Source organism: Ochrobactrum sp. WV_118_8, from assembly GCF_039631535.1.
Classification (GTDB): domain Bacteria; phylum Pseudomonadota; class Alphaproteobacteria; order Rhizobiales; family Rhizobiaceae; genus Brucella; species Brucella anthropi.
In genome coordinates, this window is record NZ_JBDIUZ010000006.1 from 1 (window position 1) to 24,632 (window position 24,632).

The following is a 24,632-nucleotide window of genomic DNA, read 5'->3' on the forward strand; positions in this document are numbered from 1 at the left end:
CGATGGCGGGCTTTCTGGATCATTTTTTGCTGCTCGGGCGGCAGTTCTGAAATGACCTGATGCAGAAAAAGACTGACTTCATCGAGAAGGCGCTCGGGCGATTTTGCGCCTTTGATGATGATGGACTTGGAGTAACGGCGCAGCTTTTGCTCATTTTCCGCTGAAAGCTCCCGGCCGGTATAAACAATAACCGGCGGGAACGAGTAAATGTTTTCCTGGCTGAGAGTTTCGAGCAACGCAAAGCCGGAAGTGTCAGGCAGCGAAAGGTCGAGAACCATGCAATCAAAGGTCTGCTCGCGAAGGAGGTTCAGACATTCCGCAGCGCTCGCTGCCGTAAAGGTCTCGACGTCCCCGGAGCCAAGCAGATTGGCAACCGCCTCTCGATGGTTCTTGTCATCTTCCACAATCAGGACGCGGTTCGCACGCCGGGACAGCTTTTTCTCAAGTCTGGCCAGAACATCGACAATTTGTTCGCGGCTGACGGGCTTGCGGAGATAACCGACAGCGCCCAGCGAGATCGCGGTCCGTGTATGATCGCCTGCAGAAATGACGTGGACCGGGATATGCCGGGTGCGAACGTCATTTTTCAAGCCGTCCAATACCGAAAGTCCCGACTGATCGGGCAGTCCAACATCGAGTACGATCGCGTTTGGCGAAAATTCACGCGCGGTTTTGACAGCCTCCTCTGCGGTGCGCGCGACAACACAATGAAAACCCATTTCCCGGGAGAGATCGCGGACAATCTCTGCAAATGTCTCATCGTCTTCAATGACGAGGAGTACCCGCTTGTCTCCCCCAATCTCCTCGCGATCATCTGAAAGCTGGCGCGCAAGTGCCGCCTCTGACACCGCCCCAGGCATCTCACCAGGGCTTCTCGTCGGCAAAAAGGACGAAGTGGTTGGAGAAACGTCTCTGGCAGACATTTGCCTTAAGGGCAACGTAACCGAAAAGCGGCTGCCCTGTCCGGGCTTGCTCTCGACTGCGATAGTTCCTGCAAGAAGGCGCACAAGCTGCCGCGAAATCGAAAGGCCCAGACCGGTGCCGCCAAATCTCCGGCTAATCGTGCTATCAGCCTGATGAAACGCCTCAAAAATGCTGTTGAGCTGATCTTCGGCAATACCGATACCACTGTCGGCAACCGAAAACACAATCTTGTCGGAGCCTTGCGGCCGGACCGATAGCTCCACTTTACCCTTTTCGGTGAATTTGATTGCATTGGAGATCAGATTTTTGAGGATTTGCTCGAGTCGTCGCGGATCGGTCTCGAACGTTTTGGGCAGATGCTCGTCGAGCGAGATGATGAATTCAAGCTGTTTTTCGCTTGCGACAGGCTCGAACATTTGCCGCAGTCCGTTTGTCAGACGGACGACCGATGCCTCCTCAGGCTGTATCTCAACATGTCCGGCTTCAATTTTTGAAAGATCGAGAATATCGTTGATTAGATTGAGCAGGTCATTCCCTGACGACTGGATTGTCCGTGCGTACTTGACCTGTTCGTCCGTCAGGTTTTCATGCGGATTATCGGCCAGCAACTTCGCCAGAATGAGCGAAGAGTTAAGCGGCGTACGTAGTTCGTGCGACATATTTGCGAGGAAGTCAGACTTATACTGGCTTGAACGCTCAAGCTCAGCGGCTTTCAGCTGAACCGATGCATTTGCCCTCTCAAGATCGGATCGCTGAATTTCGAGCTGATTTGCCTGCTCTTCAAGCTGAGTGTTTGTCTGCTCGAGCTCTGCCGCCTGTAGCTCGAGCCGCAACTGCGATTCCTTGAGAACACGACTTTGCTCTTCAAGTTCCTCATTGTTGACGCGCAATTCCTCGCCCTGCGCTTGCAGCTCTTCCGACTGTTGCTGGGTTTCCTCCAGAAGGTTCTGCAATTCGCCCCGATAGGATGCAGCTTGCACACTCAGTCCTATTGCTTCGGAAGCTTGCTTTAAAAGCGAGAGAACCTTCTCATCCACGGGCTTGAGAAAACCCATTTCCAGCACGGCATTGGTTGAGCCTTCAACCACAGCGGGCAAGATGACGAGATATTTCGGCTTGTCCTGACCTAAAGCGGAACCGAAAGAGAGATAGCCATCAGGCACGTCATCGAGAACGATCAGGCTTCCCTGCGTCGACGCTTGCCCGAGCAGGCCTTCGCGACCGACAAACTCTAGGGGAACGGATTTGATGTCCGGGATTCCATAGACAGCCGTACGTCGGTAGTGACCGCGCACTCCACTAAAGAAGGCTCCCGCCACGGCACCGGTGTATGCGACGAGGTAGTCCAGAATATTTTCGCCGAGCTCATCAATCCGCTGGTCTCCCATCATGGCGGATCCCAGGCCGATTTTTCCTGTTTGCAACCATTCTTCGCGCGAACGGCTGATTGCAGCCTTGCCCAGAAGATAACCGATCACCACCGTTAGCAGAATTCCAAGAGCGGCAGTTAGCACAGTACTAATCAATGCCTGCTGCTGTGCGCTGTCCATCTCTGCAAGGCGACTGGTTCGAACCTCGTTTTCAGTCTGGGACATAGCGTCAACCAGGCCCCGGATAGCATCCATCTCGACTTTACCACGATCAGAACGGACGAGGTCGAGCGCTGCGCTCAATCCCTGTGTTTTTCGCAGATCGATCGTTTGGGCCATTTCATCGAGCTTTGCCGCGATGCGCTGCTTCAGAAAGCCTAGCCGGTCCCTCTGGCCGACATTGTCACGCGTCCTTTCAGCAACTTTTTCAAATTCAATCGCAATCGCGCCGCGCGCATTCAGGTAAGGACCGAGATAACCGTCTTCGCCCGTCAGAAGGTAACCTCGCTGGCCCGTTTCTGCGTCCTGAAGTTGTAAAAGCAGGTTTTTAAGGGAGACAATCGCGCGATGTGTTTCAACAATTTTCTGATTGGCAACACGTATACTTTGCGTGTTCAGATAGGCGACCAAACCACTTCCGACGAAAAAAAGAACGGCAGCAATCAAACCAATCAGTATGCCTGGCGCAAAACCAAACATGCCCATGAAAGGCCTGCGTTGGGTGGAATTCATAACTGGCTCACTGCAAGAGAAAAAGAAGGAGTGGAAGGCGCACGGCCCCTATCGAGCCAATTAACTATACATCGCACGAAATCACTTCTTTATCATCAGCAAACATGATTCTTGTCCCTAGGCACTACGCCAAAAAATAGCTTATATCGGGTACCGCGTCCGTGCACTAGTGGACTTAATGGGCCTTGGGTTCGACTTGCTTGCGGCGTTTTGACCGCTGTTCGCAGCTTGAACCCGTGTTCAGATAAATGTCCCGACTATTCCCCCGGCCAATGCCCGTATGCAAACGAGCTCATCTGGAATGCAGCCAAGTATCTAAGGTTGCCCGACCAACAGGTGAAATGCCGCAGCGAGCAGATCAGTCACCGTCCATTTCATTCCAAATGGTAAATCCGATAAGGCCAGTCATTGTGAAAACCATCGTGCCGTAGAACCAATAAAACCAAACCATTGTGCACCTCCAGCGATATAACGCTTTGCGTGAAAAAAGGTTCTTCAGCAATGTTCGAAGTTCGACTTCGCGGAGAAGTTAAGCTAAACATGGCGTCAAGCATGAAAAGCCATCTGGCATGAGCGGTTGCACTGATCAAGAGTGGAGTTCTCCCCATTTCACCGGACAAGTCGGCTAGTTTGATTTAACCCTGATGAACTGCCGAGGGGAAGCTATCTCGAGCGCAAAATGAGAATGTATTTGGTTGTAATCTTCGATCCATCCGTGGATGAGCGCGGAGCGCAGTTTCGGCGTCCGGTAGAGCTGATATGTGGATATAATCCCGCTTCGGGGTTTTAACGAAGGCTTCTGACATGCCGTTCGAGTGCGGGCTAGCCACTGGCGAAAGCAGGGCGTCAAATTGATCGCCTGAGCGAACAGCCTCGTGTTCCTTGCTGTGTAGGCCGAACCATTGTCGGAGAGACAACGTGGTCGAAAATCGCCTTAAATCGATTTAGATGCAGGACGGTCTATTGACCGAGGAAATGGCTCGGACCATCTAGGATCGATCTTTCTCGACCAAATTCAAGAAAAATAGAATGATGTTGTAAGGGATCGAGCGACTTCCAGCCGCCCGATCCGATTTTAAGATTCAAAGTTGTCCGGCTCAGATCGGACCGTTTTGTATTTAGTTTCGAAACATCTCTTCACATCAGCGGCGACCGTAAAATCAAAGTTTGACCACATCTTCCCTCGCCCATAGCCGGAGCTTGCGGCAAGATGCAACAAACTCCTTGGCTGCCTGTGCATTGTCGAGCGGAATAAGTCCTTCGTCCATTTCGGGTTCGATACCGGCCTTGGCAAGCAACGGCATTGCGCCTGCGGTAAAGCCAATGAACTTGCAGTGCGCGAACGCATCGGCAACAAAGTCCCGCGCTGTGGACTCGCCGATGAGCTGGTTGGCCGATTCTTCACACAACACAAGGGCTACAGCATCGAACAATACGGATGGACCGCCGTCAATCATATGGTCGGCCTCCATCCATTCGCCGCCGGAAGCTTCGAACCCTCCGACCGTTGGTGCGACCAACTCCACCATGGCACCTTCCTCATCGGCGGCGTGCCGGATACCCTTGAGTACCTGCGCATCCGTGCCATTGGCAACGAGCACTCCGATCTTTCTGCCCTTGAAGCTGCCGGGTCCGTTCTCAATAATGCTAAGTGCAGGAGACGGAGCAAGATCGTCACGCACGGGCACCATCGCATCCGCGGCCTTAGGCATCTTGCGGATGCCGAGCTTACCGGCGACCGTTTCCGCGAGGTTGGCATCGATGTTCAGCAAATGTGACACAATACGCTCGCGGATCACAGGTGTTTCCACCTTCGATAGCTCGAAGGTCAGTGCCATCGCAATATGCTTCTGTTCCGTCGCGGTCTGGCTCGAATAAAACTGACGCGCCTGGCTGTAATGGTCGGCGAAGCTCTCCGGTCGGAGGCGAACTTTCTGTCCGTCTTCCTGCGCGGCAAACGACCGGAACCCACGATTTGGGTCAGGCCTCGAGCCTTCGCCCCATGAATTAGGCTGGTAGTTTGCGCGTCCGACAGGATTGCGCATCGCCATATGGCCGTCCTGCTGGAAATGATGGAACGGACATTTAGGCGCGTTTATCGGAATATGGGTAAAGTTAGGACTACCAAGTCTCTTCAACTGCGTGTCGAGGTAAGAAAAATTCCGTCCCTGCAGCAATGGGTCGTTGGAGAAATCGATGCCGGGAGGGACGTTCTGCGTCATGAACGCAACCTGTTCCGTTTCGGCAAAAAAGTTGTCTGGCATACGATCAAGTACCAGCCGCCCGACTGGGATAGGCTTAATAATTTCTTCGGGAATGAGCTTTGTCGGATCGAGCACATCGAAATCGAAGCTGTCGGCGAAGTCCTGATCGAAGAGCTGGACGCACAGTTCCCATTCAGGGAAGTCGCCAGCTTGTATCGCAGTCCACAGATCGCGCCTGTGAAAGTCCGGATCCGCACCGTTGATTTTCACCGCCTCGTTCCAGACAACGGATTGGAGACCAAGTTTTGGCTTCCAGATGAATTTGACGAAAGTCGACTTGTCCTTGGCATTCACGAAGCGAAAGGTATGAACCCCAAACCCCTCCATGAAGCGGAAGGAGCGCGGAATTGCACGATCCGACATGACCCACATGATCATGTGCATGGATTCCGGTGTCAGACCGATGAAATCCCAGAAATTATCGTGTGCAGATTGCGCCTGAGGAAAAGCCCGGTCCGGTTCCTCCTTGACGGCATGAACCATATCGGGAAATCGAATGGCATCCTGGATGAAGAAGACAGGAATATTATTGCCTACGAGATCCCAGTTGCCTTCCTTGGTGTAAATCTTAACGGCGAAGCCGCGCACATCGCGAGCAAGATCGAACGACCCTTTCGATCCTGCGACGGTGGAAAACCGGACGAAAACTGGCATTTTTTCGCCAACCCGTTGAAAAATGTCGGCCCGCGTATATTCCTCAAGCGACTTCGTCGTCTCGAAATAGCCATGCGCGCCATAGCCTCGGGCATGGACAACGCGTTCAGGAATACGCTCGTGGTCGAAGTGAAAGATCTTTTCCCGAAAATGAAAATCCTCAATCAGCGTAGGACCTCGATCGCCGACCTTGAGCGTATTGAGGTCATCCGATACTGGCCCCCCTTGGGCGGTCGTCATGATTTGGGTCTTGTCGTCGGCGAGTTGATGAAGGTCTCCGCCTTGACCTGCGTCGAGCTTCTGATCATGAAGCTTGAGCGACTTCCGTCCATTTGTGGCCTTGTTGCTGGCTGACATGGCTGGCTCCAATTCTTTCGCGATCTATGTTCAAATGAAAAGGGTGCCACTCGGCACCCTTAGCTGATGATCACGCTGCTTTGGCGCGTTGGTTAGCTGACGCATCCGCAAGTTTCGTCAGATCACTGTCCGTCTTGGATTCCTCCTGCAGCGTCTGATCGAGTAGTTTTGCAGCATCGGTCATGCCAAGCTCCGTCGCCCACCGCTTCAATGTCCCATAACGTGTGATTTCGTAATGTTCGACCGCCTGTGCAGACGAAATCAGGCCGGCGTCAAGCGCCGCGGTATCCTTGAATTCCTCCATGATCTCTTCGCCTTCGGCGATAATTCCCTCGATCGCATCGCAAGTCTTGCCTCTTGCCGTCTTGCCCATGATTTCAAACACTTGGACGAGCCGTTCAACGTGGCCTTCAGTCTGTTCACGGTGCTTTTCGAAAGCCGCTTTCAAATCTTCTGACTGTGCCGCACGCTTCATTTTTGGCAGGGCTTTGAGAATTTTACGTTCAGCGTAGTAGATGTCCTTGAGAGTATCGTGGAACAAGTCTTCGAGATTTTTTTCCTTGGCCATAGTTCATCTCCTCTTATGAATTTTTTACGTCAAATCGCCGGTAAAATTCCGGTAGTAAGATGGTTTTGGCTGATAAGACAGGCAGGAAACTGGGTCTCTGCCTCTTCGAATAACGCAGTTTCGGAATTTAGGTTCCTCGGCCGGATAGCCACGGTTTCTAATCCGACAGAATCGTTTGATGAGATATCTGCGATTGACATTTGGGAGTCCCAACGCGCCTATTTATCCCGACCTTTACGTCGACGCCCGAGACCTCCGCGGCGGTAGCAAGAGCTATTACCAGTTGCTAGATGGTGCGAAAGAACTCAACGACCTGATCGAGCATAAAGGCATCTCCTTCGCGCTCGGAATATTTAAGGCTTGTTATCGGTTCGGCGAAAAGTCACGGCCAGTCGAATCTATGATTTGAACAAGATCATATACGTCGCACAGATACTTAGGGCTTTGGAGAAAAGGCGGGCGGCCTAAAAAAGAACCCCGCAGCGAAAACCGCGCGGGGTTAAGGCTACTGAGCCCTCTCTCCCAAGGGCAGTGAAAATTTATCCAATTGGGCAAAAAAGTAAATACTAGTCATTCGACCGATCCGGATAGGGTTCTTTTGGAAGTCTGATATTAGGATGGCCGGGCGAGTTTGTCTGCTCATGGGTAGGCTTTTCTTGATGATCGCTGGGTTCGACAGGAGAGGGATCAACGGCTTCTTTCTCCCGCACCAGCTCTGGATCTGACCAAGGATTTACAATTCGGGGTGTTTTCTTTGCTCTGTCTCTCATCGATATCTCCTGCTCGCACAGAGACGAACCCCGAATGGCCGTTGCGAACCATCCGGGGCGCGTGAGTTCGGTGTGCCCAAACTCAGCGGTCGCTCTCTTTGGGGAAGCGATGGTAAAACTATTTCTGATCAATTTTGTTCCTTAGAAAGGTAAGTCCCTGATTCTTGTGGGAGCTGCGCCCCAAGGCACCGCGCGCATATCGAAAAAAAGCCCCGCTTAATAGGCGGGGCAATTGGTGTCATTGCGATGGTATTAACCCGCGACTGGGTTATTTGTTCCTTCAGCTATGTCGGAATTGGTCCGCATTTCGCGTAGGTCGAGCCGAATAGTATATCTCTGATGCGCCAATCTGGCAGCAAGTTCACTTAGTCGAGACATGTCACGAAGTCCGTGTTCGTAGAGCATTAGGATACAGGATGCGAGTTCACTACCCGAATAGTTGCGGTCACTTTGTTCCAATAAGACAGCAGCGTTGGTGAAGCAGCTGCGTAGGAAGTCCACTTCAGCAGGCATATATATTCGGCTCGCTTCGTTGAAAAACGGCATGTCAGCCTCCTTATATTTAGAAGGCAAGCGTACTCTATTCAGAAATATTAGATATCTAATTATTATCACTAAATATTAATTTAAAATCGGACTCAAAAATAATGAACCCCGCCAGCCGTTTAGCTGACGGGGTATGCGCCTGCCGAAGCGAGCCACGCCGTTAACAGGCGCATGGGCATTGCTGGAATGAGCGACAGAACCAGCGAAGCAGGGGAATGTTCCAATATGGGGCTCCGGGGCTATTCCTCCGGGTCTGTTCCTGTCACGCCGCGGTGCATGTTCTCAGCAACTACCCTTATTGCGGTTGCCGCTTCCTCTTCGGACCATCCGGCTTCTACAGCGTCCTGGATGAGTTCGGGCACGCCGATCACCTGAGTGCGGGCTATGGCCGCAGTGACCTCCGCGTCTCTGGCGCCGGATACCACAGCTCGCTCGACCAGCTCCGCAATTCCTTGCGATACCGCTTCTTGGCAGTCGATTTCGCGTCTTGGATAGTCGCCGGGTTGTTTTGGTCCAAACATTCCTTCCTCCTCAGAATAAACTCGCCTATACTTCCTTGTTGTCATTGCTTGTCGTTAGGTCGACCAGATCGGCATCGGGCAGGGCTTTTGCATTTCCCTGGCTTCATTCCACGGAGCACGTAGCCATGTATCAATTTCTTCCGTGGTGCGGGGAATGACGGGCATTACCTTTGGATGAACCGGCCAGACAACACCATTTGCCTCGGTCGTAAGCAACGCAAAGATATCGATCTCTACAGGGCCTTCCTTCCGTTTTCGGATTGTCTTCCATCGTGTCCAAATTCCAGCAAACGCGGACAAGGGTTTTTCCTCGTTCAGAGCAGACCAGTGAGCGGGAAGCTTTCCTGTTCTCGTATCTCGGATTTTACCGTACTCAGAGAATGAGGTGGCTGGTACTACGCAACGATGCTCGACGCCGAACCATGACGGCCAATGCCCTGACTTGAGATTTCGTATATTGGTCACGCTAATGTCGACGTCAAATTTCAACTTCTCTGGAGGTGTGGGCATTCCCCAGCGGAGCAATGCCAGTTCAGGCTCGTCGCCTTTGATGTTTCGCAAAACTGGTGCTGGATAGTCTGGGAAGATATCCATGTGCGGATCGGTGCGGTTCGTCACGTCACCGAACTTCGGGAACAGACGGCGCATGGCCTCATGTGTTGTGGTGATGTTGTACAGATTGCACATGCACGCCTCCTTATCTCCTGACTATTCGTCGGCCCGGATTTGGGCGTGCGAAATCAGCCCGAAGATGAACGTGCCTCCGACGATGTTTCCAAAAAGCGTGGGAAGCCCGAATTTGAAGATGCTGTCGAAAGTGGAAACTTCGCCGATGAACAGCAAGAACAGCACCTCAATCGACCCGACTACGATATGGGTGAGATCACCGATTGCAATGAGATAGGTGATCAGGAAAATAAGAAAAATATGTCCTTGTTTGGTGCTGTGCAGCATCCAGACCAAAGTCGCAACCAGCCATCCAGACATGATGCCTTTGCTGAATAGCTCATTACTTGTGTTCTCCATAAGATGCTTGCCCATATCGGTAAATGTGCGCGTAACCTCATCGGAGAAGATGGGCATCAAGACTATGACGAGGGCGGCAATCGCTCCTCCGATCAGATTGCCCAAAAGAACGATGCTCCACAGCCTTATCATCATGAAAAAGTGAGACGCTGTCGGTTCTGTCATAAAAGGCAGAACCGGGGTGATCGTGTTTTCGGTGAACAATTGCTGGTTGGCGATGATCACGATTATAAAGCCCACGGTATAGCCGGCTGAACTGAGCAGAAAGAACAAGTTGCCGCCGGGAAGGTAGGCCTCCAGAATGCCCCGGGCGATCATCGAGGTACTCATCGAGATACCACCGGCGATTGCCGACCAGAACAGCGCCATCGCCTCTCTGTTCATTTCCTTTTCGCCTTCGCGGCGAATGAGTTCATGAATAGCTGCGGCTTTGGAGGGGAGACTTTCTTTCAGGACCTCCGCTGATTGGCCGTCTTCTTTCGGTTCAAGCATGAAGGCGTCTCCTCGTTGCGCCCTATTGTTGCGTCCTTTTTGGAACGCATCGGTGGGTATAAATTAACTAGGGCGCTTATTTTATGCGTCCATACGTCGATGGAACATCACTGCGATCAGACAGTTACCTTAGAGCCCGACTCAAAATTCTAACCTTGCGATACGGCGTGTCATTCGTCTGATGGATGATATGAACATCCAAGCCTCTGACGATGCAATCGAGGCCTCCCAATCTTTTGCCAACCGACGGCAGCGGTTAAGCCACGCAAAGGTCCGCTCAACGATCCACCTTTTGGGCAGGATTACAAAGCCTTTGGCCTGATCAGAGCGCTTGACGATTTCGATCGCGAGCGCTTCGATATGTGCTACAGCCGTTGTCAGCTTTTCGCCAGCATAGCCGCCATCGACGAAGAGTCTCTTCACGGAGGGATAGTTCGCGCGGGTTCGCTCGATCAGATCCGGCGCGCCGTCCCGGTCTTGAACATCGGCACCATGCACGATGCCTTCCAGCATATTGCCGATCATATCGGCTGCGATATGGCGCTTGCGCCCTTTTATCTTTTTACCTGCATCATAGCCTCGTGGACCGCCAGCTTCCGTCGTCTTGACCGACTGGCTATCAATAATAGCGGCTGTCGGCTCCGCCTTGCGACCTTCCGCCAGGCGTGTCACCGCAACCAGCATCTCATTGATAAGATCAAGCAATCCGCTGTCTCGCATCCGGTAAAAATGGTACTGCACCGTCGTAAACGGCGGAAATTCCTTCGGTAATTGCGCCCATTGGCAGCCGGTTGTCGCGATGTATTGGATTGCGTTCCACAACGTGCGGGAATCGTGCTCGCGCGGACGACCGACTTTGCTCATCGGCTGTAAAAGCGGCGCAATGATAGTCCACTCATCGTCCGTGCAATCGCTTGCGTAACGCAAGCCTCGTCTGGCATAGTCACGCCGAGCGGTTTCAGTCCAGGCCATGTGATCCTCCGTAGTCTTGGTAAACCACAGAGAATCATAAACTCCTGAAATCGCTCAGCTTAATTTTCGGTTCGGCTCTTAGACGATTGAACATGACGAGGAGCCGGTCGAATGAAATGGATAGCTGCAGCAGTTGGCTTCGTGATCATGTCCAGCGCGTCATTTGCGCAAGGATCTGGAGCGCCATCGCAATCTGGTGGGCAGGAACCTGAAGTGCCAGGCAATTCTCCAGCAGCACCGGGCCAGCCACCATCCGATCCTGACAGCACCCAAGTCCCGCCGTCGCAAAAGCAAGATCAGATACAGAAGCCGAAGATAGACGCATGTTCTCCTGGGCAGGAAGCAAAAACTGCGTTGAAAAACAGCGTGGCACCAAGTAGCGCTTATTTGCGCCGTCCAACCAAGGCGTCTTCGCCTTCCTGATTATGCTCGCGGCAGAACCAGAGTTGGACAGTAGCGGTCTTGTAGCTGATCGATCCCCACGCTTTGCAATCCTTCGGCTCGCAGTAGTGTTGGAATAACTTGTTGCTTTTGGCGCTGGCAGTACTGTCGGTCTTGCATCCAGTCATTTTCTATCTCGGTGGTTTTATATCCCTCAAGCCTTTCCTGGATCGGGTAGGAGGGCATTTTAGGCCCTCCTACCACACCACCGTACGTACGGTTCCGTATACGGCGGTTCATGAAGCGTAGTATAGGCGTCGGTGTTCCTTCAGGAACGAGATCAGCCCGATTTTGGTGAAGTAGGCATTCGGTAGGGCTTCGTGCATGTGTGAGGTTCTGGCATTCCACCATGGTCCCCGGCCATTGCTGGCACTTATCCATGCACGCTCCTTCTTTATGCCTCGTTGCATCAGGTTTCTTGCGCGCGCGGCTGGTTTCGTCCATTGCCGCCACAGGGTAGCCCGCAGCTTGCGGTGAACCCATCCATCCATTTCCTCGAACGTCCCCTTCACGTCAGCCAGCTTAAAGTAAGCTGTCCAGCCGCGCAGGATCGGCGCTAGGTCCTTGATGGTGGCGTCAATGGCCCGGCCACGCCCAGCCCGGAACTGGGCTTTCAGTTTGCCACGAAGACGCTTCACACTTTGTACCGCCACCTTGAGGCGGGGCATACGGTGGAACGTCATCGTATAACCCAAAAAGACCCGGTTCCATGGATGGTCAACAGCACTTTTGGTGGCGTTGACCTTCAGCTTCAGTCTCCTTCCAAGGAAGGCGGTGAGCGAAGCCATCACCCGTTGACCGGCACGTATTGACCGCACATAGATATTACAGTCGTCGGCGTAGCGGCAGAAGCGATGTCCGCGCTGTTCCAGTTCCTTGTCCAGATCGTCGAGCAGGACGTTCGATAATAGCGGAGACAGGGGACCGCCCTGCGGCGTTCCCTCGCTTCGCATTGTCGTCATCCCGCCCATCATCAACCCGGCTTGCAGATAACGGCGGATCAACCGCAGCACCCGTTTGTCGTAGACCTTGCGTGCCACTCGTGCCATCAGCACATCGTGGTTTACCCGGTCGAAGAACTTCTCCAGATCAAGATCAACCACAACGCGGTAACCGTCGGCCACATAGGACCGTGCGGCAAGGATCGCATCATGGGCACTCCGCTCCGGCCTAAAGCCGAAAGAGGAATTGGAGAAGCCTGGGTCGAAGATCGGCATCAGCACCTGATGTATCGCCTGCTGGATGAGGCGGTCGAGAACCGTGGGAATGCCAAGAAGGCGTTTCCCGCCGCCGGGCTTGGGGATTTCCACCCCGCGCACCGGCGCTGGCTCATACCGACCCGCCAGCAGGTCTTCCCTGATGCGCGGCCAATGCGATACGAGATGCTGCTTCAGGTCGCCAACGCTCATCTTGTCGATGCCCGCCGCTCCCTTGTTCGACACCACGCGGTGTAAGGCCGCTATCATGTTATCGCGACTGACGATCATTTCCATCAGTTGCATCGCGTCCTTCGGTTGTGAGTTGGACGATCCTGCCGTGACGTTTGATGCGCCCAAGGCATCCTCTCGCAGCTTCCGGCCACTACCTTCCGCATGGGCATGGGGCGTTTCAGCTCCATTATCTGCATCTGCTGTCGTCATCGAAAGATCGTTCTCCATCCGACACTTCATGTTCAGCCCTTCGCCGTCCGGTACGGCTACTACGGCATCTGCTGACTTCTGCCGCCCTATTCCGTCGCTTCTCAGCGGCGGTAGCACACCGTTGCCGGTGGCGAGGCGACAGATCTCCCGAGGTAAGACGCGTGACCTTCATGCCATATACCTGTCGCATCTACAGCCGCATCATCCGGGTGATATCGGGCTTTGGGTAAATGGGCCCCCTTGCCCTGATGCGACTGCCTCTTATGCGCTTCCTGTTCGTCAGGCCGGCACTTTGCTTACAGCTTCCTTCAGACCCCGCCTTACGACAACGCCCTTGCTGTTCGGCTAACGGTTCCCATCACCAGGGCCCGTAGAGGACTTTCACCTCCAAGTCATCGAACGGATACCATCCCGGTCGAGCGATGCTTGAGCACCACGCGCCATGCTCGGCGCACCCATTAAGCATCTGAACCAGATGCGTGCGATGCCATTCGGTAAGTAAAAGAACGACCTGGAATGGGTATTCCTTGCTGATCAGCGTCTTGGACGGCTGGCACGTGAACGATTTCTTCAACAAGGCGTCGCGAATATAGCGTTTTAATTCGTAACCCGTCACCGTCGACCCATAGATAGGAACTGAGGATTGGCGTGACTTTCAAACGAAAGACTTAAACACTTCGTTGGAACAAATTTGGGCCCCTCCTGTTTGGAAGAGCTATTTCCGCTTTGGGCTCGCGCCTATCTGCATCGATCTTCTCGCGCAGTTGGCTCAAATCGCTGCCAAAATAATGCAAGCCCGAAAACTTGCTGTCGTCACGTCGTTTCATCCAGTCGGGATGATAGATATATTGCTTTCTGTCACGCGCATCACGGCCTGTTGCCTGTATATGCCCATATTCGCTCTGACATATCCAAACGTCCTTCCAAGCAGGTGGAATGGAAAGGGCCGCAATGCGCGCTTTATTCGCCGCACTAACAGCACGTTTTTGGCTATCGACACAGCGAAAACCTTTGCCACAGCGAATACGCTTCAGCCCAGGTTCGGCATCACTGGTATGAATCAGGCGTGAACGGACCGTTGATTTCTTCGCCAATGCGATCCCCGATTTTTCTGTCGTGATTTTATCGGTGAGATAACACCCCAAAGGGGTTGTGTCGCAAATTTTCAGCGGGTTAAAGGCAGGCGTATCTCCGGGCGCAATTATGCTGCGAGTTCCGCAAAGACCATGAATGGTGAACAATTGTCGTTTGCGAATTGCCTCTTGCGGATCATATGCGCAACTTCGATACCCGCGATTGTCGCTGCGGCTGAATGAAATGCCTTGAACCCCAACATCTGATTGGTAATCCGCTTGATGAAACGATGGTCCTGTTCAAGAATATTGTTGAGATATTTGATCTGCCGGATTTCAATCATCTTGCTGTAACCTGTGATTTTAAGGATTGTATTTACAGCTTGGGCTCCCGCCAGATTGGCGCCGCTTTTATCAATGACAATCTTGTCTGGAACACCGTTGGCTGCGATGGCTTTCTTGAAGAAACGTCGTGCAGAACCGAGATTTCGGCGTACGGAGAGCATGAAATCAAGCGTTTGTCCGTCACGATCAACGGCCCGGTACAAATATGTCCATTTGCCTTTGACCTTTAGATAGGTTTCGTCAACACGCCATGAGCCAAGCGTTCGACGCTTACGTCTCTGTGCCTGATCTGCAATCTGTGGCGCGTAACGGACAACCCAGCGGTTCAATGTTGCATGGTCAACGTTCACGCCACGTTCGGCCATGATTTCTTGAAGGTCACGATAGGAAACGGAATAACGAACATAGAAGAACACCGCATAAAGGATGACATTTTTGGGGAAATGAGACCCTTTGAAATCGATCGCCATACCCAGTCACCTCGCCCAATTATGCGCACCGAAGCGACAATAACGCAGCAGAAGTGAAAAATTCGCGACAGAACCATCGCGAAAAGGCCGGATTTCATTTTCGACGGCATGACGCGCATCGCCTTCCCCTATCACCATCCCGGCGGCGAAGGCAGCGAGCGCCGGAGAGAGCCCGGCGGATGCTGCGGCGATAGCAGAGCCGAGTGCGATCGCGAGCGCGAGAAGCTGTGCAAGCTCTGGGTCGCCAGAGGCTGCAATCCACTTGGCGATCACCTGCAAAGGTCCCCGCGCGATGAAGAGAAGAGCGACCAGCGCCACGGCTCCAAAAATTACGGTAATCGCTCCGAATCCTTCGGCGGCGCCGTTCGATGCATCGTGCAACAACAGGAATGCCACTGCGGCAACATCCTGAAACAGAAGTACGGCGATCGCCATGCGCCCCTGCAGCGATCCAAGGGCGTTCACGCTCGCCAACACCTTGAGGCATAGCGCGGTGGATGACATCGCGACGGCTCCGCCGACGAGGATCGCGGGGATGATGTCAAGCCCGAACAGATAGATTGTCACCGCGGAAACGAGGATCGTCGTGACGGCAACCTGCCCCAGGCCGAGACCGAAAACGTGACGCTTGAGAGACGCGAGTTTCTCGAAGGAGAACTCCAAGCCGAGCGCAAACAACAACAGAATCACCCCAAGTTCCCCGATGGCGGTCAGGGCGGCGCTCTCTGAAATCAGACCGAAACCCGACGATCCGATCAATAGCCCCGTGAGAATGTAGCCCACAAGGCTTGGAATGCCAAAGCGTGCGCAGATCGTCACGAGCACAAATGCTGCGACAACAAGAAGAGCGCCACTTTCAAGAAAGCCGGTCGTGCCGTGCAAATCGATTACTTTCCACTTTTCTGCAAGCGATGGCCAAGGTCGACAATCAGCCTCGTGACTGAGAGCGCACCCAGGCCGCTATTTGCGAAGCCGTCATTGCGCCGCTGGTTCTGCCAACCTCGCGGCCAGCCTTGAACAGGATCATGGTGGGAATGCTGCGGATTCCGTACCGACCCGCAATCTGTTGTTCCGCCTCCGTATCGAGCTTGCCGAGGCGGACATGCGGCTCCAGTGAACGTGCGGCGGCTTCGAACTGGGGCGCCATCATCTTGCATGGCCCGCACCATTCTGCCCAGAAATCAACGAGCAATGGCAGTTCGGCGCTGGCGTGACGGTCGAAATTGGATGTAGTGAGGATGACCGGCTTTCCCTGGAAGAGCTGAGCCCCACAGCGGCCGCACTTTGGATCGTCGGTCAGGCGCTCTTCGGGCACACGGTTGGTGGTGTTGCACTGCGGGCATGTAAGTGTCGGCATCGCTTTTCTCCAATTGAATTGCCGTCCTGAATGACGCGGCGCTTCTTTCTGCCCCGCAGTCATAGGAGCTATTGTCTGCGTGTTTCCCTCTGTCGTGGCTTTGGAAGGTATTCGACGCCGCCACCCTGGCGCCGCAGGGGCTGCGGATAGAGCGTCATGAGCTCCAGGATCTCGTTGGGCATGTCGGTGCTCACCGGCAGTCCCATGCTCTGCGCCTCTTCGGCGAAGATGGGGTAATCGTGGGTCCAGGTTCCGGTCGCAAGCTTTTCGGCCAGCGACCGGGCGCGGTCCTGGTCCGTGTTTTCCGCGAGCAGCTGCAAAGCCATGGTCTGAACCTGGGTGATCGCCTTGCGGCCGATGTCGGCCATGACCAGCGTCTGGTCATCGACCTCGGCGATCGGCTTCTCCTCGGCAACCTTGATGATTGAAGCCGCCGGCATGCCGCCGAGCTGGGGGTCGATCGGGCCGAGCACAGAATGGCGACACATCACGATCTCGTCGGCCGCAATGGCGATCAGGGTCCCGCCTGACATTGCATAATGCGGCACGAAGACCGTCACCTTGCCCTTGTGCCCCTGGATCGCTTGGGCGATCTGGGTCGCCGCCAGCACGAGGCCGCCAGGCGTATGGAGCACGATGTCGAGAGGAACCTCGTCGCCGGTCATCTGGATGGCGCGCAGGACCTCCTCCGAGTCGTTGACGTCGATGTAGCGCATGAGGGGAAAGCCCAAGAGGTTCATGGTCTCTTGGCGATGGATCAGCAGAATGACGCGGCTGCCGCGCTTCTTCTCGATCTGCGCGATCTTTCGCGTGCGCATCGCTTCGAGATACCGCCGCAGCAGCACGGGCTGTAGCGCCGACACGATGAAGAAAAGCCAGAAGACTTGCATCACGTCCATGGACCTTGTTCTCCTTTCCGGCGTCCATCCGGCAGGAAGCCGTAGACGCCTTCGTCCCGATAGTACTGGCGATAGGCTGCGCTCGGCCTGCGCAACAGTGGCGTGATGAGCCAGCCGGCGACGAAGCCGCCGATATGCGCCCACCAGGCGTCCCGCCCGATGCCTGGACACCCAATGAGAAGAAGCCCGGTACGAGCTGCATGAAGAACCAGATTAGGGCGAACGCGATTGCCCGCACTTCGAAGAACAACGGTATGAACACGATGGGCACCATCACGACCAGCCGGGCCGCCGGGAACATCCGCGCGTAACACCCGATCACGCCAGCGATTGCGCCGGATGCACCGAGCGCGGGCACGGCCGAGTCGGGATTGGCGAGCGCATGGGCCAGCCCGGCCGCCACGCCGCAGAACAGGTAGAACAGGATGAACCGCCCGGGGCCGAGACGGTCCTCGACCGCGGGACCGAAAATCCAGAGTGTCCACATGTTGAGGATGAGGTGCAGCCACCCCCCGTGCAGGAACATATTCGTCAGGAAGGGAGTCCAATCAGAGGGGGCGACAAGACTGAGCTGCCCGAAGAAGCGCGATGGCACAAGCGCGAACTCGAACAGGAACCGATCCAGCAGGCGCTGGGGCAGGCTGATCTGGTAGAGGAACGCGAGGACGTTCACCCCTAAGAGTGCCCAGACGATGACGGGAGGATATCTCCGCGCGACGGTGTCGAGATAGGGAAACAAGTGCTCCGTGCCTGCTTCAGTTTAAAGTTCGAGTCACGGTTTCTTCGCCGCCACGGTAACACCTGTCCATGCCGGCGGATCGGATGCGGGGAAGGACTCGAGGCTCGCTTCGAGCACGGGATCGAGCTCTGTGTGCTCGGGTGCGGCCAGGTCCACTGCGCCGTCTCGTTCCACTGCCGGTTTCAGGCTGTGGCCCGACCTTCCCGGCCTCTGCCGAGCGTCGATACGAAACGCCCCCGGTGCGTCAGCGCCCTTATAGAGCTTATGTCTCTCGGCCCCCCGCCAGCGACTATTTTGCGCACGTCCCGGCGCCTCTTCGCGAACAATGTAGGTCCAATCGTTATGCTCTGCAAAGGCGATCGCGCTTTGCCGATCAGGAAATCGAAGCCGTATCGGGCGATAGGGATCGTCGCTGGACGTATAGCCCATCAGCGGTTCAATCCGAAGCGCCCGTGATGGTTCAAACTCGAGGATCCAGTGGTTCGGCCGGGGTGCGGAGGTCATCACAGAGCGCGCCGGCCGGTAGATAATGGCCGTGGGAACGTCCCACGACCACATGTTGGTCCCCGGCACCTTCGGTAGAAACGGAGGCCGATTATGTCCGCGCATTGGTGTTCTCCTTTTGATGTAGTTCCCTTTCGGAACCACCGTGTTCAATCCGGTCGAGATGTTGCATACGGTTCGAGTTTCGAAGAATGGCTTCGCGCGTTGTACGCACGTTCCCGGCAGCAATCTCTTCGAGAATATCTCTGCGCATAGCAGAGGTCATTTCTGCGACAGCTTTCATGATATTTGATCCGTCTTCTGAATTCAGTTTTCCGTCCCGCAGACCCGAAATGAGGGTGTCAAGGACATTCTCGAAAGAGGCGATGACGTCAGCACTACCCAATACTGCCAACTTGTGGCTGAGGACGCGCAATTCATTGATCAGGTCGTCGTTGTGCAGAGCGACTTCCACGATCTGGGCGACCGTCTCGATGCAGGCCATGTAAATATCATTTTTCTGCTGCAGGATGATGACCTGTCCTTCCTTGCGGAGCTCCAGCTCAGTTTGCCTGTTGAGCAAAGCAGCTGTCAGATAGATTGTCGCAACTGCTCCGAGAAACACCAGCACTACTTCCCGGGCGAACGGTACAGGTTCGCTCTCGACGAACATCTCGCGAAAAGCGAGATATCCTGCTCCCACAAGGGCGATGGAGAAAAGCATATAAGCCAGGTCGTGAGCTCTATACATGGAACGCCTATGTACAAATTGTTTGCTGATGTTAGAGGGACTGCCATCATTCATCTCTGCAATCTCCCGTAGGTTGATTCGGGAGATTGTGCGCCGCCGTCACTTCTATTGGCATGTGCCGCAAGAAAACAGGCGTCGGCCCGGACCCGAAGGGATTGAAGCCGACGCGCAAACATCGCTCGAAGATCGTTTCATCCCAACGAGTGAGATCATCGTCTTCGTCGCCAACGGATCGGTCGTGTTCGGTCGCCACGCTCACGCTTCACTGGGTTTGTTCATCATGTCACCGGAGATGGGGCCATCGGATCTACGAGCCTTGCGAAGCCGGAGGCCGAGCAACACCATCGTCACGCCGAAGAAGGCAGCGTAGAAACCGAGAAGCCAACCAAGCGCAAGAAAGGTCTCGACCGGGCGGCTGAGCAACAGCCAGATTACCGCTACGCTCAGGGCAACGGAGAGAAGACCGCTGAGAATGAGCCAGATTTCGCCTTTGATTTCCTTGCGCAGTCGGATCGCAGCGACGATTTCGAAGATGCCGGAGAACGCTGACCAGAAAGCGATGCTCGCCCAGAGGAAGGTGGCCAGTACCAGTGTGGCGACGAAGGGCGAGACCGCCACAACGACACCGGTCGCAATTCCAAGGATGCCGCTGAACATCAGCCAGCCCCAACGTTCGCCCTTGCGGAGGTGCCGTACGGCGGCAATTAGTCCGAACACACCGTCGGCAAAAGAGAATGCGCCGAAGACGAGCGTCAAAGCAAGGAGCGACTCTGCCGGCATGATGAATGCCAGCACTGCAATCAAAAGCGCGAGAACGCCGCGCAGCACGAATGCCCACCAGTTCTCGGAGAGGCTGCAAAGAAAATCCGCGCGGCCATGCACACTTCGTTTCGCGTCAGTGTTCATTTCTTCTGTTCCTCCTTGAAATTTGAGAAGTTTTCTCGAGCCGAGTTGCGACGGCATTTTCTACACTCACTACCGAGCGCGCCGGCCGGTTGATGATAACCGTCGGCACGTCCCAGGACCTCATGTCGATCCCCGGCATCTTCGGTTGCAGGGGAGGACGATTATGTCCGCGCGTCATGACGCTTCTCCCTTCACGTCGCCCAGGAGACCCCTCTCGATCCGATCCCGGTGCTGGAGCGGCTGCGGAATGCGCGACGGCTCTCTGACCGTCCCGGCGATGTCAGCCGGGTATCCGGACGCATGCATCTTCTCACGAATTTGCGCGCGTGCAGATTCGGCAACACGTCGGACGTCTTCTTCCGGAATGCCGAGGATGTGGGAGACGTTCTCCGCCGTGTCTTTCTCCAGTTCGAGCCGCAGCAGCACCCTGCGCCAGAGCGACGGCAGCGCCGCGATGGCCCGGTGTAGCGCCAGTGCCTCTTCGCGCCGCGCCGCTTCGGCCTCAGGATCGGCGGCGGAGCTGTCGGCCACAAGGTCTTCCAGACGTGGGACATCATCGGGCTGATAAAACTCGAACATCTCCTGGTCGGCCTCAGTCGGATCTTGCGCCGGGGCCTCGGGCGCGGCGTCGAGAGAGGCGGCGCTGTCGGGCAGAGCATGGCTGGCCTCCCGTGCTGAAGCGTCGATGGTCTCGAAGGCCAGCCGCGTCAGCCAGTCGCCGGTCGAAAACTTTGCGGGCCGCTGCTCGAACCGCTCGAGGCCTTTCAGAATCGTCGTATCAACCAGATCGCCGACATTGAGAAGGCCTTCGCGAACCGACCCGTTGGCTTCCAAATAGATCAGCTCGCGCCTCACGGTGTCGTAGACCGCATCGAGATTATTTTCGATAAGGCCAAAATAGAGCGTGCGCCGTTCGGCCTCGGCTCTGTCCCGTGCGGGCGGCAGCAGCGCTTTGATCCGGGCGCGACGTGCGGGGCGCTTCCACTGCGGCTCGCCTTTCAGGAGCGCGACCTTGCGATCGACACGGCGGCGTAGATCGGCGAAAGCCTTGCGTAGAACAGGTTCGATCTCGAATCCATCTTCCTGCGCCGCGATCACCCCTGAGGGCAGTTGCAGGCGCAAGCTGACGTGGATGCGCTTCTTCCCGTTCGTCTGCGAGGCAACGATCTCAAGCCTGACCAGCCCGTCGCGGAAACGTACAAGATGCGGTTCAAGTTGTCGCACCTCTTCCTCGATAACTTCAGGCGCGCGCTGTTGCCCGTGCCGGTCAAGATTGCGAAATGCTCTGATGACTTTCATGCCGTGGATCCTTCCTGTAACCCTCCGACGAAATGGCCCGGCGCGACCGTCGTCGCGCCGGCCAGTCCTTCACGACGTCACCCGGTAGACTTATCGTCCTTAGACTGCTCCTTATCCTTGGCGTCGACCGGGACATCGGGCGTCGGAGCGTCCGCCTTGTTTTCGGCAACTTCGCTGGACTCGTCGATCCCGGCCTCGGCCTGATCGTCCGGGCTGTCGTCACCGGTTTGCTTTGCGATCTTTTCGAACACGACCTTCTGTTCGTCCGCTGACCAAGCGACGCGGACCTTGTCCCCATCCTCGATCCGCCCCGAGAGCATTTCGCGAGCCAACTCGGTCTCCAACTCCGACCGGATCAGCCGGCGCAGCTCGCGGGCGCCGAATTCGGGACGGAAGCCGACCGAGCCGAAGTGATCCACGACGCTCACATCGAATTCGAGTTCGACACCCTGGGTAAGGGCGGTCCGCTTCACCCGGTTGAGCTGCAACTCGACGATCTGGCGGATCTCCGACTGGTTCAGCGAATGAAAGACGATGATCTCGTCGATCCGATTGATGAACTCTGGCCGGAAATGACCGCGCAACACCTCCATCAGTTCGGATTTCTGCTTGGCCTCGTCGAACTCCCTGCTGCCGCGTTTCGTGAGGTTGCGCTGGATGATGTCCGAACCGAGGTTCGAGGTTGCGATGATGATGGTGTTGGTGAAGTCCACCACGCGGCCCTTGCCGTCGGTCAGGCGGCCGTCGTCGAATACCTGCAACAGGATGTTGTAGACATCCGGGTGTGCCTTCTCAATCTCGTCGAGCAGCACCACCGAATAGGGCCGGCGGCGGACCTTTTCGGTCAGCTGCCCCCCCTCGTCATAGCCGACGTAGCCCGGAGGCGCGCCGACGAGCCGTGCCACCGCGTGACGCTCTCCATATTCCGACATGTCGATACGGATCATCGCGTCCTGATCGCCGAAGATCACCTCGGCGAGCGTCTTGGCCAGTTCCGTCTTGCCAACCCCGGTCGGTCCGAGGAACAGGAAGGTCGCGGTCGGACCGGAACCTTCGCGCAGACCCGCACGCGCAAGGCGCACCGCATCGGCCACGGCGCGGATCGCTTCTTCCTGGCCGATGACGCGCTCGTGCAGCTTCTCCTCGAGCTTGAGGAGCTTGTCCTTCTCCTCGGCGGTCAGCTCCGTGACCGGAACACCGGTGATCTTGGAGACGATCTGCGCGACATGATCGGCGCGCACCTCGGCGGTCGCCGAAGCCTGGTCGCGCTTCCAGATCTCCAGAAGCTCGTCAAGCTCCTTCTGCTTCTGCTCGAGTTCCTTCTTCAGTTCCGCTGCCCGGTCGAATTGCTTGCGGGCTGCGGCATAGTCCTGCTCGCGCTTGATCTGCGCGGCTTCGGCCTCCAGCTCCTGGACGTCCACAGGGCGCGCCGTGGCGCTGATCTTCACCCGAGCGGCTGCCTGATCGATCAGGTCGATCGCCTTGTCGGGCATGAAGCGGCCAGTGATGTAGCGATCAGAAAGCTCGGCCGCCGCGACGATGGCCTCGTCGGTGATCGTCACCTTGTGGTGCGCCTCCAGCGTGTCGCGCAGGCCGCGCAGGATCATGATGACCTGAGCTACCGTGGGTTCCTCGACATAAACCGGCTGGAACCGTCGCTCGAGCGCCGCGTCCTTCTCGATGTATTTCTGGTACTCGTTGAGCGTCGTCGCACCGATCAGGTTCAGCTCGCCCCGCGCCAGCGCCGGCTTGAAGGTGTTGGCGATGTCGAGACCACCTTCGCCACCGCCCTGGCCGGCGCCGACGATGGTGTGGATCTCGTCGATGAACAGGATCAGGCTGTCCTTCTCCTCGGTGATCTCCTTGAGGATCTTCTGGACTCGCTCCTCGAACTCGCCGCGATACTTCGACCCGGCCACCATCGAGTTGATGTTGAGCTCGACCAGCCGCTTGTCGCGCAGCGCCTCGGGCACTTCGCCCGCGACGATCCGTTGTGCAAGTCCCTCGACGATGGCGGTCTTGCCCACGCCGGGCTCGCCGATCAGCACCGGGTTGTTCTTTTTCCGGCGGGCGAGCACTTCGATCGTCGTCTCGATCTCGCGGGCGCGGCCGATGACGGGGTCGAGCTTGCCCTCGCGGGCGAGCTTCGTCAGGTCACGGCTGAACTGGTCGAGATCGGGCGTGCTGGAAGGCGCCTCCACGCGGCCCTCCTCGGCACCCTTGCCCACGACCTTGGTCACCTGCTGGCGCAGCGCCTGCGGCGTCAATCCGTATTTGCGCAGGATCGACGCGGCCAGGCCTTCACCTTCCTCGGCAAGGCCGATCAGCAGGTGCTCGGGACCGACATAGGAATGGCCGAGTTCGTTCGAGGCGATGAAGGCCCGGTTCAGCGCGTCCTTCAGGCGAGGACTGACGCCGATTTCGCCCTCCGTCCTGGCCTCTCCACGCTTCGCTTCCTTCTCAACCTGGCGCCGCAGGTCGTCCACATCGACCTTGAACTGTTCCAGGATCGTTTTGACGACGTCGGACGAGGTCAGTGCCAGAAGCAGATGTTCGGTATCGACCTCGCTGCGCCCGAATTCTCCAGCCTTCTGTGCGGCATCCTGCAATAGTTTGTTGCCCTGTTCGCTCAGCCGATCGGCGATGGTGCGTCCGCCGCCGCGCCGCGATCCGCGGCGCGGCGCTTCCTCCCCGAAGGTGGCATCCACGACGTCGTCCTCACCCGCGCCCGTGGCGCCCAGTGCGCCACCCCGCAGCGGGCTGTCGCTGAACAGGCTGCCGAACCCGCTATCGCCGAAGAATTCGTCAAAAAGGGAATGTCGTCCGAACAGGGACTCCAGCGGCGATGCGCTGCGGCCCGACCGGCGCACCATTTCGCGGTAGTGCTGATCGCACAGCTCCATGTTCTGAACTTTGCCGTTCACCGAGGCGCGCACGCGCGCCGTCGCCGGGCGACCGCAAATATCGCAAGCTCCGTTTGCCATTTTTCCTCTCCGTTTCTTTATCCAGTCAGGGTTGTCCGCCGATCATCTG

General features: G+C 56.1%; 22 protein-coding genes and 2 pseudogenes. 1 reads left to right on the plus strand and 23 read right to left on the minus strand.

Annotated elements, in window-relative coordinates; translation table 11 throughout:
* The 18 genes and pseudogenes from ABDF71_RS25735 to ABDF71_RS25820 all read right to left on the minus strand — a co-directional run.
* Positions 1-3,026: CHASE3 domain-containing protein (locus ABDF71_RS25735; protein WP_500061992.1), on the minus strand; the 3,026-nt coding region annotated here is incomplete at its 3' end.
* A 625-nt stretch (positions 3,027-3,651) separates the two neighbouring features.
* Positions 3,652-3,939: pseudogene (locus tag ABDF71_RS25740) on the minus strand (integrase core domain-containing protein); the annotation flags it as partial.
* Positions 3,940-4,186: 247 nt separating this feature from the next.
* Positions 4,187-6,301 carry a catalase gene (gene katE, locus ABDF71_RS25745; protein WP_011982993.1) on the minus strand — a complete coding sequence of 705 codons (2,115 nt, stop codon included), beginning with the start codon at positions 6,299-6,301 and terminating at the stop codon, positions 4,187-4,189.
* Positions 6,302-6,371: 70 nt separating this feature from the next.
* A complete protein-coding gene (locus ABDF71_RS25750) occupies positions 6,372-6,869 on the minus strand; it encodes a YciE/YciF ferroxidase family protein (protein WP_011982994.1) in 498 nt (165 codons plus the stop codon).
* Between the two features lie 566 nt (positions 6,870-7,435).
* Positions 7,436-7,639: a hypothetical protein gene (locus ABDF71_RS25755; protein WP_147284763.1), complete on the minus strand. Its 204-nt coding sequence runs from the start codon at positions 7,637-7,639 to the stop codon at positions 7,436-7,438.
* A 785-nt stretch (positions 7,640-8,424) separates the two neighbouring features.
* On the minus strand, positions 8,425-8,706 hold the full coding sequence (locus tag ABDF71_RS25760; protein ID WP_258125250.1) for a hypothetical protein: 282 nt from the start codon (positions 8,704-8,706) through the stop codon (positions 8,425-8,427).
* A 54-nt stretch (positions 8,707-8,760) separates the two neighbouring features.
* Positions 8,761-9,393 (minus strand): SOS response-associated peptidase, encoded by a 633-nt coding sequence (locus ABDF71_RS25765; RefSeq protein ID WP_258125249.1) that lies wholly within the window; start codon positions 9,391-9,393, stop codon positions 8,761-8,763.
* A gap of 21 nt (positions 9,394-9,414) precedes the next feature.
* On the minus strand, positions 9,415-10,224 hold the full coding sequence (locus ABDF71_RS25770) for a formate/nitrite transporter family protein (protein ID WP_258125248.1): 810 nt from the start codon (positions 10,222-10,224) through the stop codon (positions 9,415-9,417).
* A gap of 141 nt (positions 10,225-10,365) precedes the next feature.
* On the minus strand, positions 10,366-11,196 hold the full coding sequence (locus ABDF71_RS25775; protein ID WP_151610747.1) for an IS5 family transposase: 831 nt from the start codon (positions 11,194-11,196) through the stop codon (positions 10,366-10,368).
* A gap of 145 nt (positions 11,197-11,341) precedes the next feature.
* Positions 11,342-11,521 carry a hypothetical protein gene (locus ABDF71_RS25780; RefSeq protein WP_176168381.1) on the minus strand — a complete coding sequence of 60 codons (180 nt, stop codon included), beginning with the start codon at positions 11,519-11,521 and terminating at the stop codon, positions 11,342-11,344.
* Positions 11,522-11,873: 352 nt separating this feature from the next.
* Complete coding sequence (gene ltrA, locus ABDF71_RS25785) at positions 11,874-13,277, minus strand: group II intron reverse transcriptase/maturase (RefSeq protein WP_011982869.1); 1,404 nt, start codon at positions 13,275-13,277, stop codon at positions 11,874-11,876.
* Positions 13,278-13,945: 668 nt separating this feature from the next.
* Positions 13,946-14,518 (minus strand): DNA topoisomerase IB-related protein, encoded by a 573-nt coding sequence (locus tag ABDF71_RS25790; protein WP_258125325.1) that lies wholly within the window; start codon positions 14,516-14,518, stop codon positions 13,946-13,948.
* Positions 14,479-15,165 (minus strand): IS6 family transposase, encoded by a 687-nt coding sequence (locus ABDF71_RS25795; protein ID WP_258125326.1) that lies wholly within the window; start codon positions 15,163-15,165, stop codon positions 14,479-14,481. Before ABDF71_RS25795 ends, ABDF71_RS25790 begins: the two co-directional genes overlap by 40 nt.
* A gap of 6 nt (positions 15,166-15,171) precedes the next feature.
* Positions 15,172-16,047, minus strand: a complete 876-nt coding sequence (locus ABDF71_RS25800) for a cation:proton antiporter domain-containing protein (RefSeq protein ID WP_500061993.1) — start codon at positions 16,045-16,047, stop codon at positions 15,172-15,174.
* A 46-nt stretch (positions 16,048-16,093) separates the two neighbouring features.
* Positions 16,094-16,522 carry a thioredoxin TrxC gene (trxC, locus tag ABDF71_RS25805; protein ID WP_121986525.1) on the minus strand — a complete coding sequence of 143 codons (429 nt, stop codon included), beginning with the start codon at positions 16,520-16,522 and terminating at the stop codon, positions 16,094-16,096.
* Between the two features lie 68 nt (positions 16,523-16,590).
* Positions 16,591-17,421: an SDH family Clp fold serine proteinase gene (locus ABDF71_RS25810; RefSeq protein WP_258125300.1), complete on the minus strand. Its 831-nt coding sequence runs from the start codon at positions 17,419-17,421 to the stop codon at positions 16,591-16,593.
* Positions 17,412-17,735, minus strand: a complete 324-nt coding sequence (locus ABDF71_RS25815; RefSeq protein ID WP_258125299.1) for a rhomboid family intramembrane serine protease — start codon at positions 17,733-17,735, stop codon at positions 17,412-17,414. The genes ABDF71_RS25810 and ABDF71_RS25815 overlap by 10 nt, the downstream gene beginning before the upstream one ends.
* Positions 17,663-17,947, minus strand: a pseudogene (locus tag ABDF71_RS25820) (rhomboid family intramembrane serine protease); the annotation flags it as partial. The pseudogene ABDF71_RS25820 and the gene ABDF71_RS25815, both read right to left, overlap by 73 nt.
* Between ABDF71_RS25820 and ABDF71_RS25825 the strand changes: the two are divergent.
* Complete coding sequence (locus ABDF71_RS25825) at positions 17,921-18,100, plus strand: hypothetical protein (RefSeq protein WP_258125298.1); 180 nt, start codon at positions 17,921-17,923, stop codon at positions 18,098-18,100. The pseudogene ABDF71_RS25820 and the gene ABDF71_RS25825 sit on opposite strands and share 27 nt — an antisense overlap.
* A gap of 93 nt (positions 18,101-18,193) precedes the next feature.
* Here the strand turns inward: ABDF71_RS25825 and ABDF71_RS25830 are convergent, their stop codons facing one another.
* The 5 genes from ABDF71_RS25830 to ABDF71_RS25850 form a co-directional block, all read right to left on the minus strand.
* A complete protein-coding gene (locus ABDF71_RS25830; protein ID WP_500061994.1) occupies positions 18,194-18,769 on the minus strand; it encodes an NADH dehydrogenase ubiquinone Fe-S protein 4 in 576 nt (191 codons plus the stop codon).
* Positions 18,756-19,448 (minus strand): hypothetical protein, encoded by a 693-nt coding sequence (locus ABDF71_RS25835; protein ID WP_258125297.1) that lies wholly within the window; start codon positions 19,446-19,448, stop codon positions 18,756-18,758. The genes ABDF71_RS25830 and ABDF71_RS25835 overlap by 14 nt, the downstream gene beginning before the upstream one ends.
* 201 nt (positions 19,449-19,649) lie before the next feature.
* On the minus strand, positions 19,650-20,300 hold the full coding sequence (locus tag ABDF71_RS25840) for an HdeD family acid-resistance protein (RefSeq protein ID WP_144897395.1): 651 nt from the start codon (positions 20,298-20,300) through the stop codon (positions 19,650-19,652).
* A 174-nt stretch (positions 20,301-20,474) separates the two neighbouring features.
* Positions 20,475-21,599 carry an RNA polymerase sigma factor gene (locus ABDF71_RS25845; RefSeq protein WP_258125296.1) on the minus strand — a complete coding sequence of 375 codons (1,125 nt, stop codon included), beginning with the start codon at positions 21,597-21,599 and terminating at the stop codon, positions 20,475-20,477.
* A 77-nt stretch (positions 21,600-21,676) separates the two neighbouring features.
* A complete protein-coding gene (locus ABDF71_RS25850) occupies positions 21,677-24,583 on the minus strand; it encodes an ATP-dependent Clp protease ATP-binding subunit (protein WP_100649066.1) in 2,907 nt (968 codons plus the stop codon).
* Between the last annotated feature and the right edge of the window lie 49 nt (positions 24,584-24,632).